Source organism: uncultured Roseobacter sp., assembly GCF_947488185.1.
Classification (GTDB): Bacteria; Pseudomonadota; Alphaproteobacteria; order Rhodobacterales; family Rhodobacteraceae; genus Roseobacter.
This window is the reverse complement of record NZ_CANKYM010000001.1, coordinates 600,580-619,072: the sequence shown is the minus strand read 5'-3', so window position 1 is coordinate 619,072 and position 18,493 is coordinate 600,580. Positions and strand designations below refer to the sequence as shown.

The 18,493-nt window shown below is 60.0% G+C and carries 18 protein-coding genes; 8 read left to right on the top strand and 10 right to left on the bottom strand.

The window, feature by feature from the left end; genetic code table 11:
* Positions 1-3: 3 nt before the first annotated feature.
* The 3 genes from Q1A52_RS03265 to msrB all read right to left on the bottom strand — a co-directional run bounded on the left by Q1A52_RS03265 (position 4) and on the right by msrB (position 3,123).
* Entirely contained in the window at positions 4-2,061 is a 2,058-nt protein-coding gene (locus Q1A52_RS03265) for a methyl-accepting chemotaxis protein (protein ID WP_300010786.1), read from the bottom strand.
* A gap of 103 nt (positions 2,062-2,164) precedes the next feature.
* Complete coding sequence (gene msrA / locus Q1A52_RS03260) at positions 2,165-2,677, bottom strand: peptide-methionine (S)-S-oxide reductase MsrA (RefSeq protein WP_300010783.1); 513 nt, start codon at positions 2,675-2,677, stop codon at positions 2,165-2,167.
* A complete protein-coding gene (gene msrB / locus Q1A52_RS03255) occupies positions 2,674-3,123 on the bottom strand; it encodes a peptide-methionine (R)-S-oxide reductase MsrB (protein WP_300010779.1) in 450 nt (149 codons plus the stop codon). The genes msrA and msrB overlap by 4 nt, the downstream gene beginning before the upstream one ends.
* A 173-nt stretch (positions 3,124-3,296) precedes the next feature.
* Between msrB and Q1A52_RS03250 the strand changes: the two genes are divergently transcribed.
* On the top strand, positions 3,297-3,782 hold the full coding sequence (locus tag Q1A52_RS03250) for a glutathione peroxidase (protein ID WP_300012155.1): 486 nt from the start codon (positions 3,297-3,299) through the stop codon (positions 3,780-3,782).
* Positions 3,783-3,784: 2 nt separating this feature from the next.
* Here the strand turns inward: Q1A52_RS03250 and Q1A52_RS03245 are convergent, their stop codons facing one another.
* On the bottom strand, positions 3,785-4,768 hold the full coding sequence (locus Q1A52_RS03245) for a GlxA family transcriptional regulator (protein ID WP_300010776.1): 984 nt from the start codon (positions 4,766-4,768) through the stop codon (positions 3,785-3,787).
* Positions 4,769-4,842: 74 nt separating this feature from the next.
* Positions 4,843-5,712, bottom strand: coding sequence for a DMT family transporter (locus tag Q1A52_RS03240; RefSeq protein WP_300010773.1), 870 nt, complete (start codon positions 5,710-5,712; stop codon positions 4,843-4,845).
* A 176-nt stretch (positions 5,713-5,888) separates the two neighbouring features.
* Between Q1A52_RS03240 and Q1A52_RS03235 the strand changes: the two genes are divergently transcribed.
* Positions 5,889-6,479 (top strand): ATP-dependent Clp protease proteolytic subunit, encoded by a 591-nt coding sequence (locus Q1A52_RS03235; protein WP_300010770.1) that lies wholly within the window; start codon positions 5,889-5,891, stop codon positions 6,477-6,479.
* Here Q1A52_RS03235 and Q1A52_RS03230 read toward each other — a convergent pair.
* The 4 genes from Q1A52_RS03230 to ade form a co-directional block, all read right to left on the bottom strand.
* On the bottom strand, positions 6,476-7,042 hold the full coding sequence (locus Q1A52_RS03230) for a flavodoxin domain-containing protein (RefSeq protein ID WP_300010767.1): 567 nt from the start codon (positions 7,040-7,042) through the stop codon (positions 6,476-6,478). The genes Q1A52_RS03235 and Q1A52_RS03230 overlap by 4 nt on opposite strands.
* A 336-nt stretch (positions 7,043-7,378) precedes the next feature.
* A complete protein-coding gene (locus Q1A52_RS03225) occupies positions 7,379-7,666 on the bottom strand; it encodes an HU family DNA-binding protein (protein WP_195821270.1) in 288 nt (95 codons plus the stop codon).
* Positions 7,667-7,806: 140 nt separating this feature from the next.
* Entirely contained in the window at positions 7,807-9,270 is a 1,464-nt protein-coding gene (locus Q1A52_RS03220) for an AMP nucleosidase (RefSeq protein WP_300010764.1), read from the bottom strand.
* On the bottom strand, positions 9,267-11,069 hold the full coding sequence (ade, locus tag Q1A52_RS03215; protein WP_300010760.1) for an adenine deaminase: 1,803 nt from the start codon (positions 11,067-11,069) through the stop codon (positions 9,267-9,269). Before ade ends, Q1A52_RS03220 begins: the two co-directional genes overlap by 4 nt.
* Before the next feature lie 50 nt (positions 11,070-11,119).
* On the opposite strand from ade, the gene Q1A52_RS03210 reads away from it, so the two are divergent.
* Entirely contained in the window at positions 11,120-11,539 is a 420-nt protein-coding gene (locus Q1A52_RS03210) for a VOC family protein (RefSeq protein ID WP_300010758.1), read from the top strand.
* 22 nt (positions 11,540-11,561) lie between these two features.
* Here the strand turns inward: Q1A52_RS03210 and Q1A52_RS03205 are convergent, their stop codons facing one another.
* Positions 11,562-12,434: a LysR family transcriptional regulator gene (locus Q1A52_RS03205; protein ID WP_367277985.1), complete on the bottom strand. Its 873-nt coding sequence runs from the start codon at positions 12,432-12,434 to the stop codon at positions 11,562-11,564.
* Between the two features lie 98 nt (positions 12,435-12,532).
* Between Q1A52_RS03205 and Q1A52_RS03200 the strand changes: the two genes are divergently transcribed.
* The 5 genes from Q1A52_RS03200 (at position 12,533) to Q1A52_RS03180 (ending at position 18,440) form a co-directional block, all read left to right on the top strand.
* Positions 12,533-13,288, top strand: coding sequence for a class II aldolase and adducin N-terminal domain-containing protein (locus Q1A52_RS03200; protein ID WP_300012150.1), 756 nt, complete (start codon positions 12,533-12,535; stop codon positions 13,286-13,288).
* A complete protein-coding gene (locus tag Q1A52_RS03195) occupies positions 13,278-14,294 on the top strand; it encodes a sterol desaturase family protein (RefSeq protein ID WP_300010754.1) in 1,017 nt (338 codons plus the stop codon). Before Q1A52_RS03200 ends, Q1A52_RS03195 begins: the two co-directional genes overlap by 11 nt.
* Before the next feature lie 110 nt (positions 14,295-14,404).
* Positions 14,405-15,568 carry an acyl-CoA dehydrogenase family protein gene (locus Q1A52_RS03190; RefSeq protein ID WP_300010751.1) on the top strand — a complete coding sequence of 388 codons (1,164 nt, stop codon included), beginning with the start codon at positions 14,405-14,407 and terminating at the stop codon, positions 15,566-15,568.
* A gap of 57 nt (positions 15,569-15,625) precedes the next feature.
* Positions 15,626-17,701 carry an acetate--CoA ligase family protein gene (locus tag Q1A52_RS03185; RefSeq protein WP_300010748.1) on the top strand — a complete coding sequence of 692 codons (2,076 nt, stop codon included), beginning with the start codon at positions 15,626-15,628 and terminating at the stop codon, positions 17,699-17,701.
* Positions 17,661-18,440: a carnitinyl-CoA dehydratase gene (locus Q1A52_RS03180; protein ID WP_300010745.1), complete on the top strand. Its 780-nt coding sequence runs from the start codon at positions 17,661-17,663 to the stop codon at positions 18,438-18,440. Before Q1A52_RS03185 ends, Q1A52_RS03180 begins: the two co-directional genes overlap by 41 nt.
* Positions 18,441-18,493 lie beyond the last annotated feature (53 nt).

The window sequence follows — 18,493 nt, the reverse complement described above, 5'->3', positions numbered from 1 at the left end:
CTATCAGGATGCTATGCGGTGAAGGTCTTGAACTGAGCTTTCCGATGTTTCAGAGCTAACTCTGAAGGATGCTGTGATTTTACCAAGAGAGGCGACTTCATTTGCCAAAAGCTGCGTTGCGGCGTTGGTTTCCTCGAACATGGCTGCATTTTTCTGGGTCACATCGTCCAAGTTGCTTATGGATGCTGTGATTTCCCCCAGCCCGCTGGATTGTTCCGTCGCTGCGGCAGCCATGTCGCTGACCATATTGGCGACCTCGGATACGAACTCTTCAATTTCAGAGAGCGATTCTCCTGTCTTGGATACCAATTGAACGCCTTGCTCCACCTGTTCTGCGGAGGTGGAGATCAGTTTGGCAATCTGAGTAGCGGCCTCAGAGGACCGTTGCGCAAGCGCGCGAACCTCGGACGCAACCACTGCAAAGCCTCGTCCGGCCTCACCGGCTCGGGCCGCTTCCACGCCTGCGTTGAGGGCCAGCAGATTGGTTTGGAATGCGATATCATCGATCACCGACGTAATACTGGAAATCTCGGATGAGCTTTTGGAAATTGCATCCATCGCATCACGTGCGTCGCTCATGACACTGCTGCCAACCGATGCGCGTGACTTGGTTTTTTCGACAACAGTGCGCGTGCTTTCCGCCGTTTCAGCGGTTGATTTGACTGAGGCAGCCATTTCACTGATCGCTGCCGCTGTTTGCTCCAGTGCCGCGGCTTGGCTTTCGGTACGACTGCTCAATTCCCGCGACGCAGTGGTAATTTCTTTCGTGCCTGAACCGATTTCGTCACTGCTGTGTACAACGCCTTTCACGGTATCGCGGAGGCGTGACTGCGCAGTGTTGAAATCAACACGCAGCATTTCGAATTCATTGGCAAAGGCTGCGTCAATTGATGCGCTGAGATCGCCTTGCGCCAATCGACTCATTGCTTCCTGCAGAATCGTCACGGCAAACATCCGGTTGCTCACATCCTGCGCGTATTTGACGATCTTGTAAGGCTTTCCATCGGCGCCAATGATTGGATTGTAAGAGGCGGTCAGCCACACCTTTGACCCGTCTTTGGCTTTGCGGCAGACTTCGCCTGCGATGATCTCACCCTTTGCCAGCCTGCTCCAGTGGTACGCGTATTCTGGGCTGTTGGCCTGCTCTTCGGTCAGGAACATGCGGTGGTGTTTGCCTTTGATTTCTTCCAAAGAGTAACCAACGGCGTTCAGAAACAATTCATTTGCATCCAGAATATGGCCATCGGTTGTGAATTCAATGCAGGCCTGAACCCGGCTGATCGCATCCACCTGTTCATTCGAACGTTTGCGGTCTGATACGTCATAGGCCAGCATCACGATACCGGCTTGAACGCCCGCTTCGTCAAGAATGGGTGAGTAACTGCATTGTACCCACATACCCGTGTCTGCCTTCGAGTAGCGACGAAAGCGACCGATGCGGAATTCGCCATTGCAAACAGCATCCCAGAATTCACTATATTCCGCGGTTTTAACATACTTCTCACCCGCAAGCATGTGATGTGGTTTTCCAAGCAGCTCATCCCGCGAATAACCAAAAACAGACAAGAGGTTGTCATTTGCTTCGACAAAGTTGCCTTCAAGGTCAAAGACGGCCTTGCACTGATCGCCTTCGATCGCAGCCAACTGTTTTTGTGTGTCGATTGATGCTTGGTATCGCCTTGTCACATCTTGCGCGATCAGTATGGTTTCCTGATGTCCGGTATTCTCGTTTTTAACAGCGGTATACGCCCCTTCCAGCCAAACCAACGCGCCTGATGGCGTTTTGTGGCAAAGCACTCCCTGCTTAAGAATCCCGCTGTTCCCGGTTGCCGAGAACTCGATAACTGCCGAAGAATCGCCGGCAAAATCCGATTGCGAACAGCCAAGGATATCTTGTTTTGTGCATCCCAAAGCCGTGCAAAAGGCCGCATTCGCTTCCACGACCCTGCCTTCTTCATCAAACCGAGCAACCACATGTGATTGATCCAATGCCGTCGACAAAGCCTGAGTGCCGCCAGACTCGGTAGCGGCCCCGGAATTGGTACGGGAAAAAAGACGCATCGTATTCTCCTGTTTTAGCCACTCTTGTCTAAAGCAGGGTTCCTTAAGATCGTCTTTATGTTTGCGGCACGGTATTCATATTCATTAGTGTGGGACGCCCCTCTCACTCGGCAGCTTCGGACCTTTTGGGGAGCACCCAGCCCGGGCGCGCAAAGTGACAGGTATAGCCATTGGGAATGCGTTCCAGATAGTCTTGATGTTCAGGTTCGGCTTCCCAGAATGCGCCAACCGGGTCCACTTCGGTCACCACCTTGCCGGGCCACAGGCCGGAGGCTTCGACGTCAGCGATTGTGTCGAGTGCGACGTCCCGCTGATCTTCGTCCACGTAGTAGATGGCTGAACGGTAGCTGAGGCCGATGTCATTGCCTTGCCGGTTGGGGGTGGTCGGATCATGTATCTGGAAAAAGAGTTCCAGCAATTGGCGATAGCTCACCTGTGCCGGATCAAAGATGATCTCGATCCCCTCAGCATGGGTGCCGTGGTTACGATAGGTGGCCTGCGGCACGTCCCCACCGGTATAGCCCACGCGGGTTGAAATTACGCCCGCGCGCTTGTGGATCAGATCCTGCATCCCCCAGAAACATCCGCCTGCAAGAACAGCCCGTTGATGGCTCATGCCACATCCTCCACCTGATCAATGTATTCGCCGTAGCCCTCGGCCTCCATCTCGTCGCGGTGCACGAAACGCAAGGATGCCGAGTTGATGCAATAGCGCAGCCCGCCCCGGTCGCGAGGTCCGTCGGGAAAGACATGGCCCAGATGGCTGTCACCATGGGTCGAGCGAACCTCCGTGCGGGTCATCCCCATGGTGGTGTCGCTGAGTTCGGTGACATGTGCAGGCTCGATGGGCTTGGTGAAGCTTGGCCAGCCACAGCCGCTCTCGTACTTGTCAGCAGACGCAAAAAGCGGCTCGCCGGAGACGATATCAACGTAAATGCCCGGCTCCTTGTTGTTCAGGAGTTTGCCGGTGCCCGGGCGCTCGGTCCCGCTCTGCTGGGTCACGCGGTATTCCTCAAGCGACAGGCGCGAGATCGCTTCATCTGTCTTTTCATATTTGGGCATAGGATGCTCCTTTTGTCCTTTGCTTAGTAAATGGGTCAAAAACGTCGGAGTTAAAGAGAAAAACACCTCCGATCACGCAGGCATGACTTTGCGCTCAGCCGCCCTAAATGTACCACCAAGCGAATAGGGAGAGCCTTATGAAACTTCTTTGCAGCATTTTCCTCAGCCTCTGGATGGCAACGGCAGCTTTCGCGGGCATGTCCAGCCACGTGTTCCCATCCATTGATGGGGGTACATTGAACACCGGGGATTGGGCGGGGCAACCGGTGCTGGTGGTCAATACCGCGTCACAATGCGGGTTCACCGGGCAATATGATGGGCTGCAGGCGCTTTATGATACCTACCGCGATCAGGGGCTTGTGGTGCTGGCGGTCCCTTCCGACGATTTTCGGCAGGAGCTGGGCAGCGCTGAGGAGGTCAAGGAATTCTGCGAGTTGAATTTTGCGCTGGACCTGCCAATGACCGATATCACCCATGTTAAAGGCACAAAAGCACATCCGTTTTACCGCGATGTTGCCGAAGCCACCGGGTTCACGCCGCGTTGGAACTTCAACAAGGTTCTGATTGGTCCGGAGGGTGATGTGGTTGGCACCTGGGGCTCGGCCACGAAACCGCAATCTGCGAAAATCACCGGGGCAATCGAGGCGCTGTTGCAATAGCGTCAGATGCTGCCGCGCCAGACCAGACGGGCATCACCACCCTCCAGCCCGGGGCTGATCCCATAGGCGGCGCGGTAGCTCTTTGAAAAATGCGACAGCGATTTGAAACCACAGGCGACGCAGACCTCCGTCACCGAAAAATCGGTTTGCCGCAACAGATCACGCGCTTTCTCCAGCCTGAGCTTCATGTAGTAGCGCTTTGGCGACACGCCGATGTACTTGGCGAACAGCCGTTCAAGTTGCCGCGTCGAGAGACCGATCACACCTGAAATCTCGTCCGGTGTCAGCGGGTCTTCGATGTTGTTGTCCATGATCTGCAGCGCCGTGGCGAGCTTGCCATTGCGCACCTGTGTCCGGCTCTGCAGGGTGGCGCGTTGCGCGTGGTCGGGCAGGCGCGGATCGGTATAAACCATCTGATCGGCAACCCATGTGGCCAGTTCGGTACCGTGATCTGCCCTGATCCGCTCCAGCATCATGTCCATGGAGGCCGCCCCGCCCGCCGTGGTGAAGACCCGCCCGTCGATGGAAAAGATCGCGTCCTCCATGATCACATCGGGCAGGATTTCGGTGAGCGCCGCGCGGTATTCCCAATGGGTGGTCACGCGCTTGCCCGCCACCAGACCGGCCAGCGCCAGAACATATGTCCCCGACGAGAGCGCGCCAAAATCCATGCCCTTGCGCACCTCGCGGCGCAACCAGGTGATCAGCGGTTTGCCCGTATTGCGCCCCACGTCTTCCCCGGCACAGATGACGATGGTTTCGTTCCGGTCCAGTTCGGTCAGGGCACCATCCACCGCCGTGGTCACGCCGTTGTAGGCCGCCACCGGGGCGCCCGTTTCGCTCAGCACCCGCCACCGGTAGTACGGCCCCTGTCCGGGGTGCCTGTTGGCAAGGCTCAGCGCTTCGAGCGCGCAGGCAAACCCAAGCTGCGAGAATCCCGGGATCAATACGAAAGCGTATGGTATAAGTGGATCACGCGGGGTCATCAGCGACAGGTCCAGAGCCAGCGGTGGTTTTAAACCTGACCCTAGACGGGATCGCGATGCGCAGACTGGTCGATTTACGTCTTTGAATGTCGCGAAAGCTGCACGGCGAGGATGCCAAGCGCGATGATCGCCACGCCAATCACATCGCGCGCGCCGAGCTTCTCACCCAGCAGCAAGGCGGCGATGGCCACGCCGAGAAACGGGTTGAGAAAGTGGAAGGTGGCTGCGCGTGTTGCCCCGATGCGGTTGACCAGCCAGAACCATACGAATGTAGCGGCGAGGCCGGGCACCAGCGTGGTGTAGATGAAGGCTGCAGCCAGCGGCCAGGTGGGGTTGAAGCGTGGCGTTTCGAAAACGGCGGTGGCCAGCGCCAGCGTGACGCAACCCACAAGCATCTGCAGCCCAACGATCATCAGGAAGTTTCCGCCAGAGGTTGCCCCGCGCACGGAGAGCGTGGCGATGGTCAGAGCGACCACCCCGATGCCGCAGAGCATCAGGCCGTAAAGGTCAATGCCACCAGTGATGCGCGTGCCCATGATCAGCCCGACACCCACAACGCCTGCGACAAGCCCGGCGAAGCTGAGCGGGCGCAGCCCTTCCCCCAGAAAGGCCCACCCGGCCAGCGCCACCAACAGGGGCATGGTAGAGGCGATGATGGCCGCAACCGAGGCCTCGATGGTCTGCATCGCCACGAAGTTCAGGCCGAGGTAGACCGCATTTTGCAGGATGCCGAAGAGGATCGTGGCGCGCCATTGCGCCGGCGTCAGATGCCACGACTGCCCCAAGGCACGGGCGATTGCGACGCCCAGCAGGCCCGAGATCAGGTAGCGCAGCGTCAAAGCGGCCAGCGGCGAGGCATCGGCCACGATAATGCGGGCAGAGGTGAAGGCCGAAGACCACATCAGGGCAAAGGCGAGCCCCGCAAGAATTGCTCGAATGTCCATGGGGGCCTTTCTGACGCATCTGCCTGCGGGCCGACCATTTATCATATCTCGGAGGAGGGCAAGATGCCCCGGGACTGTCCCCATATTTGCGCAGGCCGTGCATGCGCCGGATGCGATAGACAATCCCGCAGCGGGCGCTAGACTTCCCGCATAGGTTCAACTCGCGGAGAGATTCCATGGCTGACAAAATGCTCGACGATACCAGCAAGGCGCCGGAAAAGGCAGGTGATGGGCGCATCGAAGCGCTGTTCTTCAAAAGCCGCAACGTGATCATTACAGGCGAGATCACGGACAAGCTGGCGCATCGTACCGTCACACATCTGCTGGCGCTGGCCGAAGAAAGCGATGATCCGATCAATGTCTACATCTCCTCGCCCGGCGGGCATGTGGAAAGCGGTGACATGGTCCACGACGTGATCAAGTTCATCCGCCCCAAGGTCCGTGCCATCGGGTCCGGTTGGGTGGCCAGCGCCGGGGCGCTGATCTTTGTGGGAGCGGCGGCCGAGAACCGCTATTGCCTGCCCAACACCCGTTTCCTGCTGCACGAGCCGCGCGGCGGGATCGGCGGACAGGCGACCGACATGATGATCCAGGCCGAACAGATCCGGATCATGCGCGCGCGGTTCCACACGCTCTTTGCCGAGGCCACAGGGCAAACGCCCGAAAAGATCGCCGAAGACACAGGCCGCGATTTCTGGCTGACCACGCAAGAGGCGCTGGACTACGGATTGGTAGGGCAGGTGATCTCCTCGGTCGATCAGCTCTAACCGGAGGACGCTTGGGTGGGGGGCTGAGCGGACGTTGTCTCAGCCTCCAGAAACGCGACGAGTACCTCCTGCAGTGCATCCCAATCGGTGAATTCATGTTCCCCGGCGCCGGGGTCGTAGTCGCGATCACGCAGGACGACATGGCGCAGGACCTGCGTTGCAAAGTAATCGTAACTGCTGGTGCGCACCGCCCCGGCCACAAGCGCGTTCAGGTCGGATTTGAATCGCGTGCGCATCTCCATTTCGGTGATGTACTCCTGCGCTTCCTCCATGCCGTCCTCAAAGGCAGCGCTCAGGCTGATGGACAGCAGCAGTGTGTCGCGTTCCGCCAATTCCGTGCGGTGCGCGCCAAGCACCACCTCGAATGTTTCGGGATGGCGCCGCTCATGCACAGGCGCCGCCAGGATGACCTTGTCTATCGCCTCAAGCGATAGGGGAGCGGTTTTGTCAGCGGCATCAAACAGGGTCACATTGTACCCTGCCTTCTCTGCAATCCTCTGTGCGAATTCCGCGATTTTCCGGGTTTGTCCTTCGACCGTGGCGAAGACGATAAGAACGTTCATTGCAGCTTCCTCCATGCATCGGCACCGTTTGGCGGTGCCTCCAAATCCCCGCGCCGGGGCGGGATAGCAGGCGCTGCAGAGATCGGTTTGGTCTCTTGTCCGAACGAGACTCGTGGACAGAGATCAATCTGCATGACCCTCCGGCAAGAGCCGTCGCAGCCAGAATCACGCAGGTTCTTTCACGGGTTGTGATCGAAACCTGATCAGAGGTTAGGGGAAGGGAGCAGGGCAGACCTTGTTCGAGATCAAATCACTGGTTGTCCGAGGGATCATCCGAACAGGCATTAAAAAAGGGCCGCCCGAAGGCGACCCCTGAAAGTCTCAGCGGAGCGGCGGTTAGCCGTTCACGCTGTCTTTGAGCGCTTTGGCGATGGTCATTTTGACCACCTTGTCCGCGTCTTTTTTGAACTGTTCGCCGGTCGCAGGGTTGCGCACCATGCGCTCGGGGCGCTCACGGCAGTAGATTTTGCCAACGCCGGGCAAGGTGACCGCGCCACCGCCGGATACTTCGCGTGTGATCAGGTCGCATACCGCTTCGAGGGCTGCGCCCGCTGATTTCTTGTCTGAACCCATTTCTTCGGCCAGTGCCGCAACAAGTTGGGTCTTTGTCATTGGTTTCGCCATGTTCTTGTTCTCCTTAGCTGCCCGATGAGTTGGGCCTCATGTCCGAAATCTACCCGGATGTTGTGTATGAACACAACGATTAGTAGAGCTTTGCAAGGAAAAACATGCAAAATTAACCTATTTTATTGGGTTTTTCGGTCTCAGAGGAAGGCTGTCTCCTCAAAGGAACGCAATTTCCGACTGTGGATGCGTTCCAACGGCATGGTGCGCAGCCGTTCCATGGCCCGAATTCCGATCATCAAATGCCGTGCAACTTGTGTTTTATAGAAGTCTGAGGCCATGCCGGGAAGCTTCAATTCACCATGCAGCGGCTTGTCGGACACGCAGAGCAGGGTGCCGTAGGGTACGCGGAATCGGTAACCATTGGCGGCAATCGTGGCGCTTTCCATGTCGAGGGCGACGGCGCGGGACTGGCTGAGCCGTTGCACCGGGCCGGATTGGTCGCGCAGTTCCCAGTTCCGGTCGTCATGGGTGGCAACCGTGCCGGTGCGCATGATGCGTTTCAGTTCATATCCTTCGAGATTGGTCACCTGCGCAACCGCCTGTTCCAGCGCGATCTGGATTTCCGCCAGCGCCGGGATCGGTACCCAGACAGGCAGATCGTCATCCAGCACGTGATCCTCGCGCAGGTAGGCATGCGCCAGCACAAAATCCCCAAGCGCCTGGGAGTTCCGCAGTCCCGCACAGTGGCCAACCATCAGCCAGGCATGCGGACGCAGCACGGCGATGTGGTCGGTAGCCGTCTTGGCGTTGGACGGACCCACGCCGATGTTGACCAGTGTGATGCCCGACCCGTCTGCCCGCTTGAGATGATAGGTCGGCATCTGCGGGGTTTTCACCGGGCTGGCCAGCGCTTGGTCGCCCTTGGTGATGTTTGCATTGTCCGTGGAGACAAATGCGGTATAGCCCGACTCCGGATCATCCAGCTGCGTCCGGGCATAAGCCTCGAACTCAGAGACGTAGAATTGGTAGTTCGTGAACAGCACATGGTTCTGGAAATGTGTGGCGTCCGTGGCCGTGTAGTGTGATAGACGGGCCAACGAGTAATCGACGCGTTGTGCGGTAAAGGGGGCCAGCGGTCCGATACCATCAGGGGACACATAGGTGCCGTTCACGATGTCATCATTCGTGGTCGTCAGATCCGGCACATCAAAGACATCGCGCAGCGTGAAATCCGCCGCCCCTTCCTGCGGTACGGTCATAGTGGCGTCATGTGCCACAGCGAAATGCACTGGCATAGGGGTCTCGGAGGCCCCGATGATCACTGGCTGATTGTGATTTTCGATCAGCAGGCCGATTTGCTGGGTCAGGTAGCTACGAAAGAGGTCTGGGCGCGTGATCGTGGCGCGAAAACTGCCGGGGGCGGAGACATGACCGTAGCTGAGCCGGGTATCCACCTGCGCAAAGGTCGAGGTCTTGAAGAGGACCTGCGGGTAAAACGCGCGAACCCGCCCGTCTGGCGCGCCGTCGGCCATCGCCTTGACGAAATGTGTGCAGAGGAAGTCGGTTGCCTGTGTGTAGAGCTCCTCCAGCCGCGCAACGGCGGCCTTGGCATCAAGGAATTCTTCGGCCTCTGGGGCGTCGGGGGTCAGGATATCTGTCATGAAAGTGGCTCAATTACTGGAATGAATTCAAAGCTGCGCACATCGACAAGACCGAGATCGGAGATGCGCAGTTCCGGGATCACCACGAGGGCGAGCAGCGAATGCTGCATATAGGCGTTGTTGAGGGTGCAGCCACAATCGCGCATGGCCTGCATCATCTGGTCGGTTTTGGCGGCGATGTCCTGCGCCGGTTGGTCCGACATCAGTCCGGCGATAGGCAGTTCGACCAGCGCGGTCTCTACGCCGTCCTTGAAGATGACGACACCGCCGCCGACCTCCCCCAAGCGGTTCGCCGCCATGGCCATATGCGCGGCATCGGTGCCGACCACGATCATATGGTGGCTGTCATGGGCGACCGTGGAGGCCATCGCCATCGGCCCCTCGTAGCCAAAGCCAGAAACAAAGGCGTTGGTCACGGATCCGGTGGCGCGGTGGCGCTCGACCAGTGCGATCTGGCAGACCTCGCCGGTTATCTGCACCCGGCCTTCGGTAACCGGCAGCTCGAACTGCAGCGCTTTGGTAGGCGCCTGGTTCTCGACCACGCCGATCACATTGGCGCGCACCGCATTGGCCCCGCTGGGCGCCGGAATGCCGAAATCATCGGCCTTCAGCACCTTGCCCATGTGTACGGTCTGGCGCGCCTTGGCGGGCCAGTCGTAATGCGGGCAGTCGACAAGGCATTTGCCATCTTCCGCCACGATCTGGCCGCGGGCAATCACGGTTTCGATCGGCAAGGTGGTCAAATCCGAGGTCAGGATCACATCCGCACGTCTGCCGGGGGTGAGCGAGCCGATCTCGCGTTCCAGCCCGAAATGGGTGGCCGTGTTGATCGTGGCCATCTGCAGAGCCACCACCGGGTCACAGCCGCAGTCTATCGCGTGGCGCACCACCCGGTTCATATGTCCGTCGTTCACCAGCGTGCCTGAATGGCAGTCATCCGTGCACAGGATCATGTTGCGCGGATCGAGCCCCTTTTCGGTGATCGCCGTGATCTGGGTCTCCACATCGTACCACGCGGACCCGAGCCGGATCATCGACCGCATCCCCTGCCGCATCCGCGCGATGGCATCCTCTTCGCAGGTGCCCTCGTGATCATCTGCGGGGCCACCCGCCACATAGCCTGCAAAGGCCGGCCCCAGATCGGGCGAGGCATAGTGTCCGCCCACGGTCTTACCGGCGTTTTGGGTCGCGGCCATCTCGGCCAGCATCTTGGGGTCTGCGTTCGACACACCGGGGAAATTCATCATCTCGCCCAGCCCGATAATGCCACGCCATTGCATGGCTTCCGCCACATCCTCCGCCGTGATTTCAAACCCCGTGGTTTCCATGCCCGGCGCCGAAGGGGCGCAGGAGGGCATCTGGGTGAAAATGTTCACCGGCTGCATCAGCGCCTCGTCATGCATCATGCGCACGCCTTCCAGCCCCAGCACATTGGCAATCTCATGCGGGTCGGTGAACATCGATGTCGTACCATGGGGTATCACGGCACGGGCGAATTCCGCCGGGGTCAGCATGCCGCTCTCGATGTGCATATGTCCGTCGCAGAGACCGGGGATCATGTACCGCCCCTGCGCCGCGATGATCCGGGTGTCTGGTCCGATGCAATGCGACGCATCCGGCACCACACAGGCGATGCGACCGTCCGCAATGGCAATATCGTGGTGGTCGAGGATTTCGCGGGTGTGCACATTGACCCATGTGCCGCCCTGTATCACGGTGTCAGCCGGGGCGCGGCCCGTGGCAACAGCGATCAACCGGCTGGCGGAATCGGGCCATGAGGGGAAAGAAGCATGCGTCATGTCCCTAGGTGCCACGGCAATTGGGAAGGTTCAAGCGGGGAGGGGCGGATATGGATTATGAAACAGTAACGGCCGAGGATTTCGGCAAAAGCCTGCGCGGCATCGGGTTGAATCTGCTGGTGCGCGATGTCCGGGCCACCTGTGCCTTCCTCGCGGATGTCTTTGACTTCAACGCCCACCGGGTCAGCGACGACTTCGCCATCATCACTGCGGGCAAGGAGGTGTTCCAATTGCATAGCGACGGTACCTATGCGGATAATCCGCTGTTGGGTCTGCTCCCTGAGAACCCGCCGCGCGGCGCGGGTCTTGAAATCCGGCTCTATGACAGCGATCCGGATGCCGCCGTGTCCAGGGCGGAGGCGTGCGGCGCCATGATCCTGCAGGCCCCGACCGACAAGCCGCACGGGCTGCGCGAAGCCAATATCCTGTGCGGCGATGGCTATGCCTGGGTCCCCAGCCGCCCGCTCTGAGAACAGCAGGTAGGGTGGGCTTTCAGGCCACCTTCTGCGCCGCGATCTCCTCCCGCAGCCAGGTTGAAAAGGCACGGGCGGCACTCATCTCATGGGCGCGGGGCGACTGGATCAGATAGTAGGCCTCCTGCATTCGGGCACGATGGAAAAAGGGGGCGACCAGATGGCCCGCCTCAATCAGTCCACCCGCAATGGCATCATGCGCCAAGGCGAGCCCGCCACCGGTCATGGCAACCGAAAGCGGCACGGAATAGGTGGTCGCATAGGTAGTGGGTGGATCGGGCCAGTCTAGCATCTGCTCTTCCGCCCAGACCGCCCAGGTGCCCATCATGTTGGCGCAGTCATAAAGCGGCTGGTCCGCCAGCGTCTGCAATGTCACCGCATAGCCGGGCGCACAGACCGGATAGTAGTGATCGGTCAGTAGCACTTCGGCATGCACGCGGTCCGACGGGCGCAGGGAAAAGCGAATTTCCACATCGGCGCCGTCTGCCATGTCCCGCGGCTCCCACAATTCGGTGACGATATTGATCTGCACCTCCGGGTGCCTGGCCCGAAAGCGGATCAGCCTCGGCGCCAGCCAGTGAATCGCAAAGGTCAGGTTCGATTGAACCTGCAGGACATCGCTTTCGTTACGCGTCAGGGCGCGGGTGCCATGGGCCAACGTGCGAAAAGCGTCGCGCACCACCGGCAGATAGCTGATGCCGGTCTGGGTCAGCTCCAGCGCGCGGGGGCGCCGGTGAAAGAGCGGTCGCCCCAGAAACCCCTCTAGGGATTTGATCTGCTGGCTCACCGCGCTCTGGGTCATGTTCAGATCGCGCGCAGCCCCGGTAAAGCTCAGTGTCCGGGCCGATGCCTCGAAGGCGCGGAGCCAGTTCAGGGGGGGCAGGTCAGCCATTATAACCACTTCATTAGTTTTACTTATGGCCAGCTTGCGTTTTTTTCGTTGGTCAGGCAAGCGGCTTGGATGTTGTCATGGGGCAGATGATCCGGAGGATACCCGTGACGGAAATGCGCCCGAATATGGAGAACTGGCAGGAGCGGGTTGACCTAGCCGCCGCCTTCCGTTGGACCGTGCGGCTGGACATGCACGAGGCGGTGGCCAATCACTTCAGCCTCGCCATCAACGAGGATGGCACGCGGTTCCTGATGAACCCGAACCAGATGCATTTCTCGCGCATCCGGGCCTCGGACCTGATCGTCGTGGATGCCAATGACCCGGCAAGCATGGAGGGCCCGGACGCGCCGGACCCAACGGCCTGGGGGCTGCACGGCGGGTTGCACCGGCATTGCCCGCACGCCCGCTGCGCCATGCATGTGCATTCGCCCTATGCCACGGCGCTGGCCGCCTTGGCCGACAGCCGTCTACCGCCGGTGGACCAGAACGCCTGCACCTTCTTCAATCGCTACGTGATCGACGACAACTATGGGGGGCTCGCTTTCGAGGAGGAAGGGGCGCGCTGTGCGCAGCTTTTCGACGACCCGAAAAAGAAGGTCATGATCATGGGCAATCACGGCATCATGATCATTGGCGACACCGTCGCCGATACCTTCAACCGGCTCTATTACTTCGAGCGGGCCTGCATGACCTATATTCTCGCACTGCAGACCGGTCAGCCGCTGCGCGTGTTATCGGATGAGGTGGCGGAGAAAACGGCACGGGAATTGGAGAGCTACCCTGAACAGGATGCCCGACATCTTGCGGAGCTAAAAGCAATCCTTGACGCGGAGGGGTCTACCTATGCCCAGTGATGTTGAACCGCAGGAATTGTCGAGCCCCGTCGAGGAACGCGAAGCCGGGCGCTGGAACTATCGGCCAGCGGTACCACTCGCCCAGAACCCGCTGTTTCAATGGCCGCCACGTCCGCGCGCGATTTTCCAATGGTATGCGGCGTTCTGGCTGGAAATCTCGACGACAACCCTGTGCTTTGCGCTCGCCCTGCTGGCCTATTTCGCAATTCTGCCGGAACTGGCGGAGATGCAGGTGTTGGCTTGGGGTTGGGTCGCGAAGGTCTGGCTCGCCAATCTGGTGCCGCAGGTGATCTGTGCAGGCACGCTGCACTACTGGCTGATCATGCGCAAAGGGCAGGGGGATCAGACCAAATACGATCCGCGCGATCAGGCGCGCACCAACGGCACCTTCACCTTCGGCAATCAGGTGCACGACAATATGTTCTGGCACATCGCGAGCGGCATTACCCTGTGGACGGCTGCGCAGGTACTGGTCTTCTGGGCAATGGCGAATGGCTATGCGCCAACCATGCTCTTTCCGGGCAATCCGGTCTGGTTTGTGGCGTTTTTCGTGCTGTTGCCAATTTGGTCGAGCTTCCATTTCTACTGGATTCACCGACTGCTGCACTGGCCGCCGCTCTACAAGCTGGCACATTCCCTGCACCACCGAAACGTGAACGTGGGGCCATGGTCAGGCATCTCGATGCACCCGGTTGAACACCTGCTCTTCTACACCAATTTTGCCATTCATTTCATCGTCCCGAGCCATCCGCTGCATGTGCTTTTTCACGGCTACGTGCAATCCACCCACCCGGTGTTTTCGCATTCCGGCTTTGAGGAGATCGTGGTGGGGGACAAGCGGCAGGCCAAGGCGGGTGTGTTCTTTCACCAGCTGCACCACCGCTATTTCGAGTGCAACTACGGCACGGTGGAAATGCCATGGGATCGCTGGTTCGGCAGCTACCACGATGGTTCGGCCCGCGCGACGGATGAGACCCGCGCGCGCAAGACGCAGATGTACACCTGATGGGGGGCCGCGTGGTTATCGACGATCTGTCGTGCTGGACGAGCACGCGGCGACTGGGGAAGTGAGGTCGCACGCCGCCTTCCTTCCACCGTACGCAAGAGACCTGACAGATGACGACATTTGGCCTGACTGACGAACATCAGATGATTGCGGAAACCGTCCGCAGCTTTGTTGAAAACGAAATCTACCCCCATGAAGAACTGGTCGAACGCACCGGCGAGGTGCCTGCTGAGATTGCGCAGGAGATCAAGCGCAAGACGATTGAGCTGGGCTTTTACGCCTGCAACTTTCCCGAAAGCGTAGGTTGCGCAGGGCTGAACCATCTTGAGTTTGCACTTGTCGAGCGGGAATTGGGACGCGGCTCCATGGCGCTCAATCATTTCTTCGGACGACCGCAGAACATCCTGATGGCCTGTGAAGGCGCGCAGGTGGAGCGTTACCTGATGCCCGCGGTGCGGGGCGAGAAGATGGACGCGCTGGCCATGACGGAACCGGGCGCCGGGTCGGACGTGCGGGGCATGAAATGTGCCGCCGCGCGGGACGGCCGCGACTGGGTGGTGAATGGCACCAAGCATTTCATCTCCGGCGCGGAGCACGCGGATTTCGTCATCGTCTTCATCGCGACGGGCGAGGATCAGACGCCAAAGGGTCCCAAGAAGCGGATTACGGCGTTTCTGGTGGATCGCGGCACACCCGGTTTCACCATCCGCGACGGGTACAAGTCCGTGAGCCACCGCGGCTACAAGAACATGATCCTTGAGTTCGATGACTGCCGTCTGCCGGATGTCCAGATTCTGGGGGAGGTTGATGGCGGGTTCGAGGTGATGAACACCTGGCTCTACGCGACGCGGATCACCGTCGCCACCATGAACGTGGGGCGCGCGCGGCGGGTGTTCGACTATGCTCTGAACTACGCTGCCGAGCGCGAACAGTTCGGCCAGAAGATTGGCAAGTTCCAGGGAGTCAGTTTTCAACTTGCTGATATGATTACTGAAATCGACGCGGCAGATTTGCTGACTCTCGCCAGTGCTGACCGGCTGGACAAGGGATTGCCCGCGAACCGAGAGATCGCGAGTGCGAAGCTTTATGCCAGCGAGATGCTGGCACGGGTCACGGATGCGGCCATTCAGATTCATGGCGGAATGGGTTTGATGGACGATTATCCGCTGGAACGTTTCTGGCGGGATGCGCGGGTGGAACGCATCTGGGATGGGACCAGCGAGATCCAGCGCCACATCATAAGCCGCGATCTGCTGCGGGCGCTGGGGGCATAGAGGTTTGTGCCTCCGGCGGGGATATTTGCGGCGAGAAGAAGCGTGCGGAGGCTTCAGATGAACCGCGACCTTGGTCGGATGTTGCGGCCCCGGTCGGTGGCGGTGGTTGGCGGAGGCCCTTGGTGTCGTCAGGTGCTGCGCCAGCTCCATGGCATGGGGTTTTCCGGAGGCATCTGGCGGGTACATCCCGACCCGGCGTCAGTGGAGGGGGTTGCCGCCGTGGCATCGGTTGCTGATCTGCCCGATGTGCCGGACGCGGTTTTCATTGGTGTGAACAGGCACCTGACCGTGCAGGTCGTGTCGGCTTTGGCGCAGATGGGTGCGGGGGGCGCGGTCTGTTTCGCTTCCGGCTTCTCCGAAGCGACCGGAGAAGATGGCAGCGCCCATGATTTGCAATCGGCGCTGGTTGGTGCGGCGGGCGACATGCCTATTCTTGGACCCAATTGCTATGGGTTCATTAACGCGCTGGACGGCGCATTGCTCTGGCCGGATCAGCATGGCTGTGTGTCGGTGGAGCGGGGTGTCGCGATCCTGACGCAGAGTTCCAACATCGCGATCAACCTGACGATGCAGCAACGCGGGCTGCCAATTGCCTTTGTCGGGACCTGTGGGAACATGGCCCAGACCTCGCAGGCGGATCTGGCTTCTGCACTGTTGGATGATCCACGGATCACAGCAATTGGTCTGCATATTGAAGGGTTCGGGGACACTGCGGCCTGGCACGCGCTGGCCATGAAAGCACATGGCAAGGGGGTGCCGCTGGTGGCTTTGAAGGCGGGCACATCGGAGGAAGCGCAACGCGCGACCCTGTCACATACCGCCTCCCTTGCGGGCAGTGATGCCGGGGCTGCTGCACTTCTGGCGCGTTTGGGTGTCGCACGCGTCCATGATTTGCCAGGCCTTCTGGAGAGCTTGAAGCTGCTGCATGTCGCGGGTCCGCTGGAAACCTCGGCGTTGTCGAGCATCAGCTGCTCGGGAGGAGAGGCCAGCCTCGCCGCAGACGCCGCGACGGGCATGCGGCTGTCTTTCCCGGCGCTGGAACCTCGGCAAAAGAAGGCTTTGCAGGAGGTATTGGGCCCGATGGTCGCCCTGTCCAATCCGTTGGATTATCACACTTATATCTGGGGGGATGCCGAGAAGATGGCAGCAGCCTGGACGCCGATGGCAGCGGCACACATCGGGTTGGTTCTGATCCTCGTCGACTACCCGCATACCGATGCAGCAGATTGGCACTGCGCGACTAAGGCTGCGATTGCGACCCACCGGGCCAGCGGACGGCCCGTGGCCGTGGTCTCGACCCTGCCGGAACTGATGCCCGCTGAGGTTGCCGCGACGTTGATGCAGGCCGGGGTCACCCCGCTTTTTGGCCTGCGCGAGGCGATGGTGGCAGTGGAGGCGGCGGCGCATCTGTCCGCGCCTTGTGTCGCGCCGCCCTTGGTTGCGTCACCGCCCGCTACACCCCGGGTGCTGAAGGAAGCAGAGGCGAAAGACCTGTTGCAACGCTTTGGTGTGGCCGTGCCTGCCCATCTGGTCTGCGAGGACGTTTTGCAGGTTGATGCCACGGCGCTGCGTGCGCCCTTGGCGCTCAAGGCACAGGGGATTGCGCATAAATCGGAAGTTGGCGCGGTGCGTCTTGGCCTGTCTCACGGTGATTTGCCCGATGCGGCGCGGACGCTGCCCAAGGGCAGTTTGCTGATCGAAGAGATGGTGCAGGGCGGTATCGCCGAACTGCTGATCGGCGTCACGGTGGATGCCGTACACGGCTACGTCCTGACCCTCGGAACCGGCGGTGTCCTGACGGAATTGTGGCAGGACAGCGTGTCGTTGTTGCTGCCGGTGACCGAGATGGACGTCCGGCAGGCCCTTTGCCACCTCAAAACCTACCCGCTGTTGACCGGGTTTCGCGGCAAGCCGCCCGTTGATTTGAGCGCGATTGTCGAGACCGTTATGGCGCTGCAGAGATGTGTGATTGCGCATCAGGGCGAGATCGCGGAAGTTGAGATCAACCCGCTGATCTGTACATCTACATCGGCGGTTGCCGTGGACGCACTGATGGTGCTGGGTACGTTGGCGATTTCAGAAGGAGACAGGCATGGACCCGATCAAAACTGCTCGCAAGGGGGCCATTCTTGAGGTCACGCTGGACCGGCCCAAGGCAAATGCCATCGATCTGAAAACCTCGCGTATCATGGGAGAGGTCTTTGCCGAGTTTCGCGATGACCCGGACCTGCGTGTCGCCATCCTCACCGGTGCGGGTGAGAAATTCTTTTGCCCCGGATGGGATCTCAAGGCCGCAGCCGAGGGCGACGCGGTGGATGGGGATTACGGCGTTGGCGGGTTTGGCGGGCTGCAGGAATTGCGCGGGTTGAACAAACCGGTGATTGCCGCCGTGAACGGGATCGCCTGCGGGGGTGGGTTGGAGCTGGCCCTGAGCGCTGACATGATCCTGGCTGCGGATCATGCGACCTTTGCCCTGCCGGAAATCCGGTCGGGCACCGTGGCGGATGCGGCGTCCGTCAAGCTCCCTAAACGCATCCCCTATCACATCGCGATGGAGCTGCTGTTGACCGGCAGATGGTTTGACGCGCAGGAGGCGCATTGCTGGGGGTTGGTCAATGAGGTTGTGCCGGCCATAGAACTGATGCAGCGGGCCTGGGCGCTGGCGGAGCTGATCGCCTCCGGCCCGCCGCTTGTTTACGCGGCCATCAAGGAGATCGTGCGGGACGCGGAAGACGCCAAGTTCCAGGATGCGATGAACCGGATTACCCAGCGGCAGCTGGAGACGGTGGACCGGCTATACGCATCCGAGGACCAGTTGGAAGGCGCGCGCGCCTTTGCTGAAAAACGTGATCCGATCTGGAAAGGTCGCTGAATGGATTTGCCGAAGCCACCCGTCTGCCGCTATGGGAGGTCACGGTTTGAAAG

Excerpts from the sequence above, each read along its gene's own strand:
- Q1A52_RS03265 (WP_300010786.1), bottom strand. The coding sequence starts at position 2,061 with ATGCGTCTTTTTTCCCGTACCAATTCCGGGGCCGCTACCGAGTCTGGC.
- msrA (WP_300010783.1), bottom strand. The coding sequence starts at position 2,677 with ATGAGCCATCAACGGGCTGTTCTTGCAGGCGGATGTTTCTGGGGGATG.
- msrB (WP_300010779.1), bottom strand. The coding sequence starts at position 3,123 with ATGCCCAAATATGAAAAGACAGATGAAGCGATCTCGCGCCTGTCGCTT.
- Q1A52_RS03250 (WP_300012155.1), top strand. The coding sequence starts at position 3,297 with ATGGCAACGGCAGCTTTCGCGGGCATGTCCAGCCACGTGTTCCCATCC.
- Q1A52_RS03245 (WP_300010776.1), bottom strand. The coding sequence starts at position 4,768 with ATGACCCCGCGTGATCCACTTATACCATACGCTTTCGTATTGATCCCG.
- Q1A52_RS03240 (WP_300010773.1), bottom strand. The coding sequence starts at position 5,712 with ATGGACATTCGAGCAATTCTTGCGGGGCTCGCCTTTGCCCTGATGTGG.
- Q1A52_RS03235 (WP_300010770.1), top strand. The coding sequence starts at position 5,889 with ATGGCTGACAAAATGCTCGACGATACCAGCAAGGCGCCGGAAAAGGCA.
- Q1A52_RS03230 (WP_300010767.1), bottom strand. The coding sequence starts at position 7,042 with ATGAACGTTCTTATCGTCTTCGCCACGGTCGAAGGACAAACCCGGAAA.
- Q1A52_RS03225 (WP_195821270.1), bottom strand. The coding sequence starts at position 7,666 with ATGGCGAAACCAATGACAAAGACCCAACTTGTTGCGGCACTGGCCGAA.
- Q1A52_RS03220 (WP_300010764.1), bottom strand. The coding sequence starts at position 9,270 with ATGACAGATATCCTGACCCCCGACGCCCCAGAGGCCGAAGAATTCCTT.
- ade (WP_300010760.1), bottom strand. The coding sequence starts at position 11,069 with ATGACGCATGCTTCTTTCCCCTCATGGCCCGATTCCGCCAGCCGGTTG.
- Q1A52_RS03210 (WP_300010758.1), top strand. The coding sequence starts at position 11,120 with ATGGATTATGAAACAGTAACGGCCGAGGATTTCGGCAAAAGCCTGCGC.
- Q1A52_RS03205 (WP_367277985.1), bottom strand. The coding sequence starts at position 12,434 with ATGGCTGACCTGCCCCCCCTGAACTGGCTCCGCGCCTTCGAGGCATCG.
- Q1A52_RS03195 (WP_300010754.1), top strand. The coding sequence starts at position 13,278 with ATGCCCAGTGATGTTGAACCGCAGGAATTGTCGAGCCCCGTCGAGGAA.
- Q1A52_RS03190 (WP_300010751.1), top strand. The coding sequence starts at position 14,405 with ATGACGACATTTGGCCTGACTGACGAACATCAGATGATTGCGGAAACC.
- Q1A52_RS03185 (WP_300010748.1), top strand. The coding sequence starts at position 15,626 with ATGAACCGCGACCTTGGTCGGATGTTGCGGCCCCGGTCGGTGGCGGTG.
- Q1A52_RS03180 (WP_300010745.1), top strand. The coding sequence starts at position 17,661 with ATGGACCCGATCAAAACTGCTCGCAAGGGGGCCATTCTTGAGGTCACG.